Source organism: Prevotella communis (assembly GCF_022024175.1).
Classification (GTDB): Bacteria; Bacteroidota; Bacteroidia; order Bacteroidales; family Bacteroidaceae; genus Prevotella; species Prevotella communis.
The window spans coordinates 922777-936832 of sequence record NZ_CP091794.1 but is presented as its reverse complement, the minus strand read 5'-3'; the positions used below and the strand labels follow the sequence as shown (position 1 = coordinate 936832).

The following is a 14056-nucleotide window of genomic DNA, read 5'->3' as shown; positions in this document are numbered from 1 at the left end:
TCATTTTTTATGCTTTGAGAAGTGAATCCGTCAACGCTTGGGATTCACGAAGATATCAAACTCCTCCTGATAGGCCGGCGACTGGATAGAGAGCAGATTGAGCACGGAGTGGAAGATATAGTGCTGTTCCAGCACCGCTGGCAGGTCCTGCTTATAGGTCCTGAAATTCTCTGAAGTCCAGACAAAGAACGGAATCTCGTACTGCTCCTTCGGCGCAAGTTTCATGGGCAGGCCATGCATAAACATCTTGTTCTCACCCAGTGACTCACCATGGTCAGAGATGAAAATCATGGCACGCTTCCAGTCTTTCATCGTCTGCAGGGTGTCGATAAGACCATTGAGGAGATAGTCTGTATAGCGGATGCTATTATCGTAGGCATTGACAAGACGGTCCACATGCTTCTCGCCCTCCTCCACATTCTGGGCTACGGGCTTGTAGGCCTCGAACTCCTTAGGATATTTCTTGGCATACTGAGGACCGTGGCTGGTGCTGGTGTGCAGGATAATCAGCACCTTGTTCTTGGGACTTGACTCAATACGCTGACGGAGGCCTGCAAAGAGGATTCCGTCATAGTTGCCATCCACATCGGGATACATATCAGCCAGTTCGGAGTCTGTCAGGTATTCATCGATATGGATAGGCGGTTCTCCCCAGTTAGAGGTACGCCACGATACATCCACACCCGTACGGAAAGCATAGTTGGGCAGCAGCTCGTAGAGGTCGCCACAATCCTTCGGCTCCAGGATAGCCTTGGTGCCAGCCGTGGTATAGGTAGCACACGACTGGGTCTGGAACACCTTCAGTTTCTGCTGTTTCGACAGCAGCGGATTGGTGTCACGCTTGTAGCCATAGAGCTGGAAATTGGCTTTTCTGGCCGACTCGCCGATGACGAGCACCACCACAGCCTTCTCGTTGTCCGTAATCTTGCCATCGGGCAGTTTGATTTCCTCGGCCTGCTCGTCCTGCATAAAGCTGATGACGCGGCAGGTATTGGCGATATACGACCAGGGCTGCAGCAAGCCACCCAGTTCGGTGTCGTGCTGACTGATAAAAAGCGTCTGGTTGATGTTGAGCAATGCCACGACAAGGATAATGGCCAGGGAACTGCCGCAATAGACGGCCAGTTTCTTCACCTTGCCAATGACGACGGGCTGGAACAGGCAGAACAAGGCCGGCAGGATGCCGAAGACAAAGATGAACAGCCACAGCGACCAGCTGAAGAAGCCGGAAGCCTCAGAATATCGGGTGTTGAACACATTCTCGATGGTGGTGGCATCGATATAGACGCTGTAGGTCAGGATGAAATAGACGGCCGTGGCATTGATAACAGCCATGATGGCCATCAGGATGCGGCCTACAATCCTCAGGCAGAACATAGCCAGACAGGCCATCATGAAGTTGAGCACCAGCATGATAATCACCAGTGACACCGTCAGCCAGGTAACACCCAACGGACTTTCGTTGCTGTTGTCGATGACAAACCGGAAGAATGGTATGTTGTAGAGCAGCAGTGTGCCTATACTGACGATACTCGAGAATGCAAAAAGCGAAAGGGGGCGTCGGAACACCTTTTTCACCTGTTCAAATAAAGCTATCATTTTGTCTCTTCTTTTTTAAGTTTCAATACTTTGTTCCTGCATAGCCAGAACATCAGGAAGGGGGTGGTAAAGCCGATGATGCTGCCTACACACACATCCGACAGGAAATGCTGGGAAAGATAGACGCGCGAATAGGCACCCATGGCTGCAAGAACCAGCAACGCCACCAGCGCCACGTCAAACAGAATCTGGTTCCTGAGTGTTTTCAATGCATCCTTCCGGCTAAAGAAATACGCCAGCACAATGACGCTGCAGGTACAGAACATGAAGAACGTAGAGGCGTGGCCTGAGGGAAAGGAATTACTGTGGTGCATATCCACGCCCTGAACCAAAGGCAATACCAGGTCGGGATAATCCTCGAATACGCTCACAGGACGGGGGTTGCTGATCGTGTGCTTCAGGATTTGCAGGATGGTACCTCCCGTCAGCTCACACATCGCAAAGAAAAGCGTCATCTTGTTGCGCTTCCACAACGAGGGCAGGAAAGCCAGGACATACAAGGGCCACTCCGCCATCAGGGTATAGAATTTAAAGAAAAAATCCAGGACGCCTGAATGAAAGGAGTTGAGCATCAGGTGTAGTTCCGGTTTCGGATATATATACATCATTACGAGTATAGCCGTCAGCAATAACAAGTATGGTATGACATAGAGGGATACCAGTCTAATTAAAACGCTCTTGTTAATCATTATTTTTTCTTTGCAAAAATGTTTTATTGTTTAACTTTAAATACCAACATTATTTCACCGATGTAGTAGCAGATTTTTGCATAAATTGTAGTTTTAGGATGCAAAATTAACATTTTTATTTCAAATGTCGGCACATTACGCTAAAAAAATGTCATGAGAGGACGAAATTCCACGCATATTCGTATCAATGTCGGTTTTTTTATTTATATTTGCACACTGAATAACATTATTTTCAACTACTATGGAACATGAGCTTTTATTTCAAATCTTTGGTTGGCTGGGTAGCCTCGGACTGATTTTCGGTTATCTGCCTCAGGCCATACAAACCATCAGGACACGAAATACTGACGGTATTTCCCTGCCAGGCTTCATCATGATGTCTATCGGCAGCATCTGTTTCATGAGCCAGGGATTAATGCTGGGCCGTTCTGGTATCTTCATCTTCACAACCAACGTCATCACAGCAACCTGTGCGGTGATTATCTTTGTTATCAAGATGAAGAATGACTATTTTAAGAAATAAGGAGTTAAGAAGTAGACGATAAAACAAGCTGTTAGAAAGTCTCGTTCAATGCGCGCAAGATGACCAACGGATAGTATTTCATCTCCAACGCGTGCTCTTTCTCAGAGATAACATCCGCAGAATCCTCTGGCGAGAGCGCCACACGATACTGGGCAATGATATCGCCTCCATCACAAACGGGTGTGACCCAATGAACAGTCATACCCGTCTCTGTCTCTCCTGCAGCCTTCACGGCCTCGTGTACATGATGTCCCCACATACCCTTGCCACCAAATTTGGGCAACAGCGAGGGGTGAATATTCACGATGCGACGCGGAAAGGCCTCGATTAAGAAATCAGGTACTAAAGGAAGAAAACCTGCCAATACAATGAAGTCGATAGCATATTGCTGCAGTAAGGGCATCATCACCGCCTCATCATTCAACTCTGCTTTTGTGACGATCTGAACAGGCACGCCCAACTTCAGAGCTTTTCCAAGCACAGGAGCCTCAGCCTTATTGCTGATAACTAAGGCTGTGCAAACCTCATCAGAATCCTTAAAATATCGGATGATATTCTCACAATTTGTACCACCTCCAGATGCGAAAATGGCTATGTTGACTTTCTTCATTTTATGGTCTTTTCAAAATTTAGGTGCAAAGATACGGAATTAATTTGATTTTCCAACATCTCTACACCGTTTTTCCCCTATCAATAAGGAAAGAAATTACAATAATGCATAACTATTGAAATCATTTTCAGATGGCACCAAATTGTCATGTCATCAACATTCGTTAAATTTAGACAATTATTACTCTTTTCCGGTAATATTTCGTATCTTTGCCACAAATTTAAATAAACACGGAATTTACTTTAAACTATAAAATGCTAAGACCACGATTAATACCTATACTTATATGGATTACTGTTGTCGCCATTGCAATGCCACTCATCAGCTGTGAAAACAGCGACAAACAGACAGCGTTTAACGACGCCATCAAGATGATTATGGATGCTTCCAAGCAGAAAGACTTCAGTCACATGCAGGTACTGGCCGACAGTCTGGGAAAGGAAAATATGCTGAGCGAGGCTGAAAGTTATTTCTGGCAGGGCTTTGCCTACTATCGCATGTCGCAGGTACATACAGCCGAATTTTACTGGAAAGAAGCTATGGCAGCTATTGAAAGCTCTGATGACCCTGCCGACCTAGACACTTATGCCCGCTCGGCCAGTTATCTGGCAGGACTACATATTCGCTATTACAACTTCCAAAGTGCCAGTCAGGTGGTGAGAAATGCTCTGGAGCATTTGAACTACCACCATTATATCGCGACGAGCGACTATACCAATTTGCTTATCTTCGCAGGATGCTGCAGGGGACATTTCAACATAGAGGACGAGGAGGTGCCCCAACTATTCGAACAAGCATTCCAGCGACATCTGGAACACATTGCCAAAGAACAGAACCGCGAAACGTATCACGATGCCGTAGTGGGAGTTATCAATATTACCTATGGTTGGCTCAGCGAGAAGAAATACGAAAAAGGACTGTTCTGGAACCAACGCTTTAGTAAACTGATTAGCGAGTACAAACAGTTATTTCCGGATGATTCGACATATATCGATAAGCAGCAAGCCCGCTGCTATATCTTTGAGGCCATCGGACTTGAAGGCATCGGTAAAATTCACGAAGCAGAAAATGCCTTTTCGGCTTTTCAGCAATCTAACTTTGCAAACACCGACGAAGGCCAGCTGGATGCCAGCGACTATTTGGCGATGTCGGGCAAATGGCATGCTGCTGCCAGAATACTGCGCAATCTCGACAACATCTTTATTCATGCCCAATCGGGTTACTCACTGGATGATATCCAGAAATATTTGCTGAAGAAGTATCGCGTTAACCTGATGACTGGACAGCTCGATTCTGCCAGTGTTGTAGCCAATCAGATTTGTCAGCGACTGGACTCCGCTATTATCAAGTCGCAATGGATTGACTCTGACGAGCAGGAGACAATACGACAGAAGGAGGAACAGATACTGCAACAACAGGAACATTTGTCAAAGGCACGTATTATGTCGCTCATAGCTGCGATTATCGTCATCACCGTTTTCTTCTCTGTCTATACTTACTTCCGTCACAGAGCCGAACGCCGTCTGGCAGCCGCCAATGCCCAGTTGGAACAGAAGAACGAGCAACTGGCCATTGCCAATGCACATGCTGAGGAATCAGCCAGGATGAAGACCTGTTTCATACAACAGATGTCGCACGAGATACGCACGCCACTGAATATTCTATCGGGCTTTACGCAGGTAATCACCACCCCCGGCATGGAATTGGATGATGCCACTCGACTGGATATCAACAGCAAGATAACCGAAAACACCGATCGTATCACCTCGTTGGTCAACAAGATGCTTGAACTGTCTGAGGTAAGCAGTAAAAGCATCATTGATCGCACAGACAACGTACCCATCGTTCAAATTGCCACCCAAGCCATTGACGAGTCGGGCATCTGCAACGCAGAGCATCTGACATTCGACCTTCAACTGTCACCTGAAACCGAGAATATGTATCTGCAGACAAACCTGCGAGCTGCCACCCGCGCGCTGACACTGCTGCTCGACAACGCGAAGAAGTTTACTCACGATGCCGAAGCACGACTCCAGCATAATACAAATGGGAACTTAGGGGAGAAGAAAAAAGTGGTCATGAAGGTTACGTCTGATCACGACAAAACGGTGTTTACCATTGAAGACACAGGCATAGGGGTGCCGCCAGAAGCCGCAGAGCGAATTTTCGAAGAATTCATACAACTCGATGAATACTATGACGGAACAGGCATAGGGCTCACGATAGCACGCTCACTGGCACGCCGCCTTGGGGGGGACATTCATCTTGACACCAGTTATACAAATGGTGCCCGTTTTGTGATGGAGATTTAGCAACAGCCATACTCCACAAATCACACGTTATATTCTTCAAGTACCTTTTTCATCATTCTATCTTGATGTGTACTATATCCCGGGATAAAAATATATCTGTTTTCCTTTTGTATTTAGCCCGACTTTTAGTACCTTTGCACAAGATTTTGAAATATCTAACTATATAAATATATGAAGAATATTACGCTTGACATTACGAAGGCCTCCTGTTTTTTGGCAGAAGGTGCAGTAGCTGCTTTTGAGCCAAAGGTAAAGGCAGCACAGGAAGCCCTTGAGAACGGCACCTGCCCTGGTAACGATTTTCTGGGATGGCTTCACCTCCCATCATCTATCACCCCTGCATTCCTGGCAGAGATTCAGGCTTGCGCCGACACGCTGCGCCAGAACTGTGAGGTTGTAGTTGTTGCTGGCATCGGTGGTTCATACTTGGGTGCTCGCGCCGTCATTGAAGCTCTGGGCAATAGTTTTGCGTGGCTCATTCAGGATAAGAAGAACCCTACCATTCTCTTTGCCGGTAACAACATCGGCGAGGATTATCTGTTTGAGATGACAGAATACTTGAAGGATAAGAAGTTTGGTGTTATCAATATCTCCAAGAGTGGTACGACTACCGAGACAGCCCTGACTTTCCGTTTGCTGAAGAAGCAGTGCGAGGCTCAGCGCGGTAAAGAAGAGGCCAAGAAGGTAATCGTGGCAGTGACCGACGCCAAGCGAGGTGCTGCCCGCACCTGTGCCGACAAAGAGGGTTACAAGAGTTTCATCATCCCCGATAACGTGGGTGGCCGTTTCTCTGTGCTCACTCCTGTAGGCCTGCTGCCTATCGCCTGCGCCGGTTTCGACGTGAAGGCTTTGGTAGAAGGTGCTCAGGATATGGAGAAAGCTTGCGGTAAGGACGTACCTTTCAGCGAGAACCTCGCAGCGCAGTATGCTGCCGTACGCAACGGTCTGTATCAGAGTGGCAAGAAGATTGAGATCATGGTGAACTATCAGCCCAAGCTCCACTTCTTCTCAGAGTGGTGGAAGCAGCTCTATGGCGAGAGCGAGGGTAAGGATGGCAAAGGTATCTTCCCTGCATCTGTTGACTTCACCACCGACCTGCACTCTATGGGTCAGTGGATTCAGGAGGGCGAGCGCACCATCTTCGAGACTGTTATCAGCATTGAAGAGCCCGAGAAGAAGTTGCTGTTCCCCAGCGACGAAGAGAACCTGGACGGTCTGAACTTCCTGGCTGGCAAGCGTGTGGACGAGGTGAACAAGATGGCTGAGCTGGGTACTCGTCTGGCTCACGTGGATGGTGGTGTGCCCAACATGCGCATCAGCGTGCCCAAGCTCAACGAATACTACATTGGCCAGTTGATTTACTTCTTCGAGATTGCTTGCGGCATCAGCGGTAACGTGCTCGGCGTGAACCCCTTCAACCAGCCTGGTGTGGAGGCTTACAAGAAGAACATGTTTGCCCTGCTCGACAAGCCTGGATACGAGGCTGAGTCGAAGGCTATCAAGGAAAGACTGGCTAAAGAGAAATAATGAAACAAGCTATTCAGCAATACTTAGAGAAACACGGTTTTGGGGCACTTCGCCCCAAAGCCGTGCTTTTCGATATGGACGGCGTGCTCTATGACTCGATGTCGCACCATGCCGTAGCCTGGCAGAAATCCATGGCTACGTTTGGTATCAGGATGACAGTAGACGATGCCTATGCCACAGAGGGAGCCCGCGGTGTGGACACCATCCGCATGATGGTAAAAAAACAGCAGGGACGCGACATTGATGAGATGGAGGCCCAACGTATGTACGATGAGAAGACGCGCCAGTTTCATGCGCTGCCCGAGACAAACGTGATGCAAGGCGTACTGGACCTGATGGCACAGATTCATGCTGACGGACTTACTATCGGCGTGGTGACAGGTAGCGGACAGCGTCCGCTTATCAACCGACTGCTGAAGGATTTTGGTACGTATCTGAGTGAAGACCATATCGTGACGGCATACGATGTGAAGCATGGTAAGCCAGCCCCCGATCCTTATCTGATGGGGTTACAGAAATGTGGCAACCTGAAACCCTGGGAGGCATTTGTTGTAGAAAATGCGCCACTTGGCGTAAAGGCAGGTGTGGCAGCACAGATTTTCACCCTAGCAGTCAACACTGGTCCTCTGCCAGATAAAGTATTAGCTGATGCTGGCGCCAACTTGATTTTCGCAAAAATGCCAGACCTTGCAGAGGCCTGGCATAGTCTGATATCGTCAAGTGTATAGCACGCTATACGCCCTCCTCGTCGAAATCACCTTCACGATCATCATAATCGAGCATATCCATATCATCATCACGACTGATACTGATAGCTCCCTGACGGTCAATGACCAGCTCTAAAGGAACAAACACATCGTCAAGAGCATCAGGCATGCCTACGACAACAGAGAACTCCAGCCCCCTGTCGCCTATCTCATCATACTGGATTCCCGCCAAGATACCATTGTTACGGAACGTATCGTCGATATAGGAACTGAATGAGGCCTTGGTAAATACTTTCTTGAAAAACACGCTACCATCCTGACGCTTGATGGTCACGCTGACACGGTTGTCGAAATAAGGCTGACCATTCTCGTCTTTCACCTGCTTCAGACTATCATCCGACACACGGTCAATCTGTATTGTGTAGGGTTTGTCCTGCCACGTGATATGCGTGGTCTTGGTATCTACGGGCATGGCGATAGGAGCCTGAGGCTTCTTAGGCACATATTTCGTCGTGATGATATCCTTGGACTCTTTCTTCTCCTTGCAGGCACCAAAAGCGAGGATACCCGCAACCATTATAAAAGGTATATAGCGTTTCATATTCATAATTTTCGGCAAAATTACAGAAAAAAAACGAGACGGCACAAAAAAACGCCCACTATTTTTGTAGCGGGCGCATTGTCATCACTGAAAAACTAATTTACCTAATCACTATGAAAAAATCATTTATTATCTTATTGCCTTTGTGTTGGTCTTTCTCTGCGGGGACCGTTGAACTGACGGCGGTTCTGCTGCTCATCTTTCTGGTAAGCTTCATACTGCTCGGGAGTCAGTATGCTTTTCAGCTCATTGTTATAGGCCTCCATATTCTTTTGCATTTCCTCGCGATTGAAACCACCGCCACGCTGTCCCTGTCCGCGACGCTGTCCCTGTGCTCTCAGGCTATCGGGGTTCATTCTCTGAGGTCTGTCACCCTGCATACGCTGTCCACCGCGACGCTGGCCTCCCATCGGGCCCATAGGGCGAATCTTACCTGCGAAACGGGTGTTCAGGTCTAACAGTTTCTTTGCCTGATCGTCGTTCAGTCCATATTTCTTTACCACTGCATCCGTACGCATTTTTGCCATCTGTTCAGGATTGAACTGTCGGCGTACCTGGGCTGTATCCTGTGCCATTGCGCTGAGGCTCATGGTCACCATTGCAATCATTGTTAAAACAAGTTTCTTCATTTCATCAATAGTTTATAATTTGACTTCTAGTTTTTTTCTTGAGTTGCAGCTCAGCCTCCGGATGCCTCGCTAGCAAGTAACTATCTTTATGACGCATCAAAAAAAGAAAAGTTTAATAAAGATACAAAAAAACTTATAATTTATCATTTTTATTCTCTTTTTTTTGTATTTTTGCAATTCAGAAAAAGTAATATAAGATATGAGAAAACTCATAGGATTAATCTTTATATGCCTATTACCACTTCTTTCTATGAGTTGCGGAAGGAGTGAGAAGTCTGATACAGAAGAGGCATACGCTTTTGATAGCATCCCTATGCTGGTCGCGCAGATTCAGCGCTGCTCGCGTCTATATACCACAGAATATCGCATTCACAAACTGGTGGCGTGTGAATCCAACCGTGAGATCAGCGGATTCGGCATCTCTTTCGGTCTCAATGTCTTTGGCGACCGGAAGATTATCATCCCCATCAATGCCACGATGAAGGGGTATATCGACATGAACCAGGTCAGGGAGCATCATATTAAGCGACAGGGTGAAAAAATAATCGTCACCCTACCCGACCCTGCCGTCATGCTGACCAGTACAGAGATAGACCACGATAACATCAAAGAGTATGTGACGGGCTTCCGCGATGACTTCACGGACCAGGAAATGGTGCGCTTTGAAGCGCAGGGACGCAAGGCTATTATCGCAGAGATACCAGAACTCGGTATTGAGCGGACTGCGCGCGAGGATGCCGTGCGTATACTGGTGCCTATCATCACCCAGATGGGATTCCGCGAGCAGGATATTACGATCCAGTTCCGTTCAGACTATAACCCTCATGACTTAATACGCAGATTGGAGTAGCACTATGGAGCAACATAACAAAAAATTACTATTCACCTGCGGAGGCATAGCTGCCATCGTACTGGTATTCGTCCTGACGCTTGGACTTATCGGACTGTTCTTCTTCGATAAGTTGTCCGACCGTCTGCCAGGATTACACTCTGAAGACACGTCGGAAATGATTATGACACCCTCAGAGATAGAAAGCATCCGACGTATCGGCCAATGGGAGTTTATGGCTATCAATGATGAGGAGTTGGTAGATACCGTGCGCAAGGGGTTCTTCTCTGATGACCACCTGGTACGTATCTATTATGGAACCATCCGCTTAGGACTAGACCTCAGCGACTTTGACGCCTCTCGAATTTCTATGCACGAAGATTCGTTAGCTGTACAACTGCCACAGATTACACTACTCGACAACCATTTCATTGACGAGGCACGTACGCAGTCGTTCCACGAATCAGGCTCATGGTCAAATCATGACCGCCAAGCCCTCTATGAGCGTGCCCGCCACAAGATGAAAACGCGCTGTATCACACCTGCTACCTGCGAAGGCACCCGCCAGCTGGCAGAGTCACAGGTACGTCGCCTGCTGATGGCTATGGGATATGAGAAAGTCAGTATCAGTTTCGATGAACCTCAACAACAGTAACCACACCATCGGCCACACGGAAGCGTACATCCCAGCCTGCAAACGGCATGCCGTATATACGCTCTGCATCATCGTGATAGCGTGGACGCGGATCCTGGCTGAGCACTTGCTTCAAACCAGCCAACTCATTTTCTGTGAAATGCTTTGATAGTGTTTGCGGAATCTCCACTAGCAAAGGTTTCCATACTTTCTTATCTACGAATCCACTTCTTGCCTCAGGGTGACTGTCGGCATAGGCCACATAGGGTTTGATGTCGTAGATTGGCGTACCATCCATCAAATCAGCCCCCCTCACATGAATCACGGGGCCGTTCTCCCCTATATCCACCTTATCTATACGTACGCACGAGAGACCCAGACGATTAGGACGGAACGGTGAACGGGAGGCAAAGACGCCAACCCGCTCGTTGCCACCCAGACGAGGAGGGCGCACGGTCAGTCCCTGCTGTTCATGCGGGTTAGCCGAGAATTCCCAGATAAGCCACAAGTAATCAAAGGCTTCCAGACCACGAACAGCCTCTTCGCGTCTGTATTCCGGTTCCAGGACAATCGTGCCGACAAGTTCTTCGGCCAGTCCGCTCTGGCGCGGTATGCCGAATTTCGACGTCAATGGGGAGTGAAAATATGCAACTGGATGAATGTTCATACTGATGATATAACGGCTTTATACCTGTTTTATTTGTTCATCTCAGTTTTTTTTTATAAGTTTGCAGCATGATTTTCTATTTCTCAGGTACAGGCAATACCCGATGGGCGGCAGAAAGACTGGCGCAGGAGACGGGCGAGAGACTGCTCTTCATCCCCGATGAGATGAAGAAAGGCAAGTGTGAGTATGAGTTTCAGGAAGGTGAACGACTGGGCTTCTGTTTCCCCGTTCATGGCTGGCAACCGCCCCGTATCGTCAGGAAGTTCATTGATAATTCTGAATTCAAAATTCTGAATTCTAATTTTATTTATGCCCTCGTGACTTGCGGCGACAGCATCGGACGAACGATGGAGATGCTGGATAAAGACCTCAGGAAGAAGGGATTGCGTCTGGACAGTGCCTTCTCACTCATCATGCCTGAGTCGTACGTATGCCTGCCGTTTATGTATACCGACACGCCTGAGCGCGAGCACGAGAAAATCAGTAAGGCCAGCGAAGACCTGGACCGGTACACCGGGATGATTAAGGAAAGGAAAACGGATGAGGTGCATACCCAACGAGGACTGACGCCCTGGACTTTCTCGCATGTGATTGGTGCCTATTTCAACAGCTACATGATAACGGACAAGAAATTCACGGTAGATACAGACCTGTGCATCCATTGCGGAAAATGCGCAAATGTTTGTCCTACAGGCGACCTTCTGATGAAAGACGGCACACCTACATGGCTGCACGACGACTCATGCACCAACTGTCTGGCCTGCTATCACCATTGTCCGAAACACGCCATCAACTACGGCAGTATTACCCGCAAACGCGGACAATACTATTTTGGACACGAAAAGTGACGGATATCAGATGTGGAGGAAACGGGTGACCTTTCCCACGAGACTCTTATCCATATTGTCGATAAAGGCATCGAGGAAACGGGTGCTCAGTTTCAGGGGTATCACATCATAGTCAGCCAGGACAGCAGGTATCAGCACGCTATTGCCCTCACGCAACAGGAGTTCCTCGCCCGTAGCACGCAGACGGATATGACAGTCGCCCTCAATACACATCGTGATGACAAAACTGTCATATTTCAGCAGATTACGATGGAAGCTCTCAGGTGTCTCCGTGACGCGCACGCTGAAATAAGGTGAGTCGACTATCAGATTAGCACGGTTGATATTCTCGTCGTAGATAGTGCGGTATTCGCTCTCCACATGATAGTCAAGTGCCTGCGCAGCCAGTTCGGTATGCAGCTCACGCGGCTTACCATCCATACCAGGCCGGTTATAGTCAAAGATACGATAGGTCACATCCGACGACTGCTGGACCTCAGCCAACAGGATACCGGCACCGATAGCATGCACTCTGCCAGCCGGCAAATAGAACACGTCACCCGTCTTTACCTCATGACGGGCAAGCACATCCGTTATCGTGCCATCGGCAACATGCTGTTTATAAGCCTCGGGGGTTATCTCCTGCTTGAATCCGGCATAGAGATAACTCCCAGGCTTAGCATCGATAATATACCACATCTCACTCTTTCCCATCTTGCCATGCTCACGCTGGGCCATCTCATCATTGGGGTGCACCTGAATACTCAGGTCACGACGTGCGTCGATGAACTTCACCAACAGGGGCAGCTGACCGTGATAGTGCTCGTTGACAGCCTGTCCGAGGATATCCTCCGGGGCTTCATTGATAACAGATATCAGGTCACGTCCAGCATACTCGCCATTGGCTATAATGCTGGGACTAGATGGTACGGCACTAACCTCCCAACTCTCACCAATAGGCGTATCAGAGCCAGGCAGTTTCTTATAATGACAGAGACGGTCGCCTCCCCACACTACCTCGTGCAGGTTAGGCTGAAAGAGAAGTGGATATAGTTTCAATTCTTAACTCTTAATTCTTAACTCTTAAATCTTAACTCTTACAGCAGGTTGTTACGCTCAATATCTTTGAAGTAACGATAGGTACCAACTTTCAGTTCATCACAAGCGGCATCATCGGCCACGATAATACCATGCTGGTGCATCTGCAGGGCAGAGATAGTCCACATGTGGTTGACGCTACCCTCTACAGCAGCCTGCAAAGCACGACACTTGGCATGACCATTCACCAGGATCATCACCTCCTTAGCAGCCATGACAGTACCCACACCTACGGTGAGAGCCGTCTTTGGCACCTGGTTCACGTCATTGTCGAAGAAACGGCAGTTGGCGATAATCGTATCCGTAGTCAGGGTCTTCTGACGTGTACGGCTGGTCAGGCTAGAACCTGGCTCATTGAAAGCGATATGGCCATCGGGACCGATACCACCAAGGAAGAGGTCGATACCACCGAATTTCTCTATTTCCTTCTCGTAGTTGGCACACTCTGCAGCCAGATCATGCGCATTGCCATTGAGGATATGAATATTTTCCTTAGGACAGTCGATATGGTTGAACAGGTTTGTAAACATGAAAGAGTGATAGCTCTCAGGATGCTCTACGGGCAGACCTACATACTCGTCCATATTAAAGGTTACGACATTCTTGAATGAAACCTTACCCTCCTGGTAAGCCTTCACCAAGCCACGATACATACCGATAGGAGATGAGCCTGTGGGGAGTCCAAGTACAAAAGGCTTTTCAGCTGTAGGTTTAGCAGCATTGATTTTAGCCACTACATAATTGGCAGCCCACTGCGACATTAAATCATAGTTCGGTTCAATAATTAATCTCATAAATTTAGTT

15 protein-coding genes are annotated in these 14056 nt (G+C 48.0%); 7 read left to right on the top strand and 8 right to left on the bottom strand.

Annotated elements, in window-relative coordinates; all coding sequences use genetic code 11:
* Positions 1-30: 30 nt before the first annotated feature.
* Entirely contained in the window at positions 31-1599 is a 1569-nt protein-coding gene (locus L6466_RS03675) for a sulfatase-like hydrolase/transferase (protein ID WP_237802049.1), read from the bottom strand.
* A complete protein-coding gene (locus tag L6466_RS03670; RefSeq protein WP_176756995.1) occupies positions 1596-2207 on the bottom strand; it encodes a phosphatase PAP2 family protein in 612 nt (203 codons plus the stop codon). Before L6466_RS03670 ends, L6466_RS03675 begins: the two co-directional genes overlap by 4 nt.
* Positions 2208-2529: 322 nt before the next feature.
* Between L6466_RS03670 and L6466_RS03665 the strand changes: the two genes are divergently transcribed.
* A complete protein-coding gene (locus tag L6466_RS03665) occupies positions 2530-2811 on the top strand; it encodes a SemiSWEET family sugar transporter (protein ID WP_237793302.1) in 282 nt (93 codons plus the stop codon).
* A 31-nt stretch (positions 2812-2842) separates the two neighbouring features.
* Here L6466_RS03665 and purN read toward each other — a convergent pair whose 3' ends face one another.
* Positions 2843-3421 carry a phosphoribosylglycinamide formyltransferase gene (purN, locus tag L6466_RS03660; protein ID WP_237802050.1) on the bottom strand — a complete coding sequence of 193 codons (579 nt, stop codon included), beginning with the start codon at positions 3419-3421 and terminating at the stop codon, positions 2843-2845.
* A gap of 311 nt (positions 3422-3732) precedes the next feature.
* Between purN and L6466_RS03655 the strand changes: the two genes are divergently transcribed.
* The 3 genes from L6466_RS03655 (at position 3733) to L6466_RS03645 (ending at position 7988) form a co-directional block, all read left to right on the top strand.
* Entirely contained in the window at positions 3733-5733 is a 2001-nt protein-coding gene (locus L6466_RS03655; protein WP_237802051.1) for a sensor histidine kinase, read from the top strand.
* A gap of 171 nt (positions 5734-5904) precedes the next feature.
* Positions 5905-7260 (top strand): glucose-6-phosphate isomerase, encoded by a 1356-nt coding sequence (locus L6466_RS03650; protein ID WP_237802052.1) that lies wholly within the window; start codon positions 5905-5907, stop codon positions 7258-7260.
* On the top strand, positions 7260-7988 hold the full coding sequence (locus L6466_RS03645; protein ID WP_091816926.1) for an inorganic diphosphatase: 729 nt from the start codon (positions 7260-7262) through the stop codon (positions 7986-7988). Before L6466_RS03650 ends, L6466_RS03645 begins: the two co-directional genes overlap by 1 nt.
* A 4-nt stretch (positions 7989-7992) precedes the next feature.
* On the opposite strand, the gene L6466_RS03640 is transcribed toward L6466_RS03645, so the two are convergent.
* On the bottom strand, positions 7993-8568 hold the full coding sequence (locus L6466_RS03640) for a DUF4738 domain-containing protein (RefSeq protein WP_237793306.1): 576 nt from the start codon (positions 8566-8568) through the stop codon (positions 7993-7995).
* A gap of 134 nt (positions 8569-8702) precedes the next feature.
* On the bottom strand, positions 8703-9197 hold the full coding sequence (locus L6466_RS03635; RefSeq protein WP_237802053.1) for a DUF4890 domain-containing protein: 495 nt from the start codon (positions 9195-9197) through the stop codon (positions 8703-8705).
* 199 nt (positions 9198-9396) lie between these two features.
* Between L6466_RS03635 and L6466_RS03630 the strand changes: the two genes are divergently transcribed.
* Positions 9397-10047 (top strand): DUF4230 domain-containing protein, encoded by a 651-nt coding sequence (locus L6466_RS03630; RefSeq protein WP_237802054.1) that lies wholly within the window; start codon positions 9397-9399, stop codon positions 10045-10047.
* Between the two features lie 4 nt (positions 10048-10051).
* On the top strand, positions 10052-10681 hold the full coding sequence (locus L6466_RS03625) for a DUF4230 domain-containing protein (protein WP_237802055.1): 630 nt from the start codon (positions 10052-10054) through the stop codon (positions 10679-10681).
* Here the strand turns inward: L6466_RS03625 and tsaA are convergent.
* The gene (gene tsaA / locus L6466_RS03620) at positions 10653-11327 is read right to left on the bottom strand and encodes a tRNA (N6-threonylcarbamoyladenosine(37)-N6)-methyltransferase TrmO (RefSeq protein ID WP_237802056.1); all 675 of its coding nucleotides are present in this window, start codon (positions 11325-11327) and stop codon (positions 10653-10655) included. The genes L6466_RS03625 and tsaA overlap by 29 nt on opposite strands.
* 68 nt (positions 11328-11395) lie before the next feature.
* Here tsaA and L6466_RS03615 point away from each other — a divergent pair, with 68 nt between their 5' ends.
* Positions 11396-12175, top strand: coding sequence for an EFR1 family ferrodoxin (locus tag L6466_RS03615; RefSeq protein ID WP_237802057.1), 780 nt, complete (start codon positions 11396-11398; stop codon positions 12173-12175).
* Positions 12176-12181: 6 nt separating this feature from the next.
* Here L6466_RS03615 and L6466_RS03610 read toward each other — a convergent pair whose 3' ends face one another.
* Entirely contained in the window at positions 12182-13213 is a 1032-nt protein-coding gene (locus tag L6466_RS03610) for a type I phosphomannose isomerase catalytic subunit (RefSeq protein ID WP_091816903.1), read from the bottom strand.
* A gap of 38 nt (positions 13214-13251) precedes the next feature.
* The gene (gene nagB, locus L6466_RS03605; protein ID WP_091816900.1) at positions 13252-14046 is read right to left on the bottom strand and encodes a glucosamine-6-phosphate deaminase; all 795 of its coding nucleotides are present in this window, start codon (positions 14044-14046) and stop codon (positions 13252-13254) included.
* Positions 14047-14056: the final 10 nt, after the last annotated feature.

Coding starts and splice junctions, on each gene's coding strand:
- tsaA (WP_237802056.1), bottom strand. CDS start 11,327: ATGAACATTCATCCAGTTGCATATTTTCACTCCCCATTGACGTCGAAA.
- L6466_RS03650 (WP_237802052.1), top strand. CDS start 5,905: ATGAAGAATATTACGCTTGACATTACGAAGGCCTCCTGTTTTTTGGCA.
- L6466_RS03645 (WP_091816926.1), top strand. CDS start 7,260: ATGAAACAAGCTATTCAGCAATACTTAGAGAAACACGGTTTTGGGGCA.
- L6466_RS03655 (WP_237802051.1), top strand. CDS start 3,733: ATGCCACTCATCAGCTGTGAAAACAGCGACAAACAGACAGCGTTTAAC.
- L6466_RS03665 (WP_237793302.1), top strand. CDS start 2,530: ATGGAACATGAGCTTTTATTTCAAATCTTTGGTTGGCTGGGTAGCCTC.
- purN (WP_237802050.1), bottom strand. CDS start 3,421: ATGAAGAAAGTCAACATAGCCATTTTCGCATCTGGAGGTGGTACAAAT.
- nagB (WP_091816900.1), bottom strand. CDS start 14,046: ATGAGATTAATTATTGAACCGAACTATGATTTAATGTCGCAGTGGGCT.
- L6466_RS03625 (WP_237802055.1), top strand. CDS start 10,052: ATGGAGCAACATAACAAAAAATTACTATTCACCTGCGGAGGCATAGCT.
- L6466_RS03630 (WP_237802054.1), top strand. CDS start 9,397: ATGAGAAAACTCATAGGATTAATCTTTATATGCCTATTACCACTTCTT.
- L6466_RS03635 (WP_237802053.1), bottom strand. CDS start 9,197: ATGAAGAAACTTGTTTTAACAATGATTGCAATGGTGACCATGAGCCTC.
- L6466_RS03640 (WP_237793306.1), bottom strand. CDS start 8,568: ATGAAACGCTATATACCTTTTATAATGGTTGCGGGTATCCTCGCTTTT.
- L6466_RS03670 (WP_176756995.1), bottom strand. CDS start 2,207: ATGATGTATATATATCCGAAACCGGAACTACACCTGATGCTCAACTCC.
- L6466_RS03615 (WP_237802057.1), top strand. CDS start 11,396: ATGATTTTCTATTTCTCAGGTACAGGCAATACCCGATGGGCGGCAGAA.
- L6466_RS03675 (WP_237802049.1), bottom strand. CDS start 1,599: ATGATAGCTTTATTTGAACAGGTGAAAAAGGTGTTCCGACGCCCCCTT.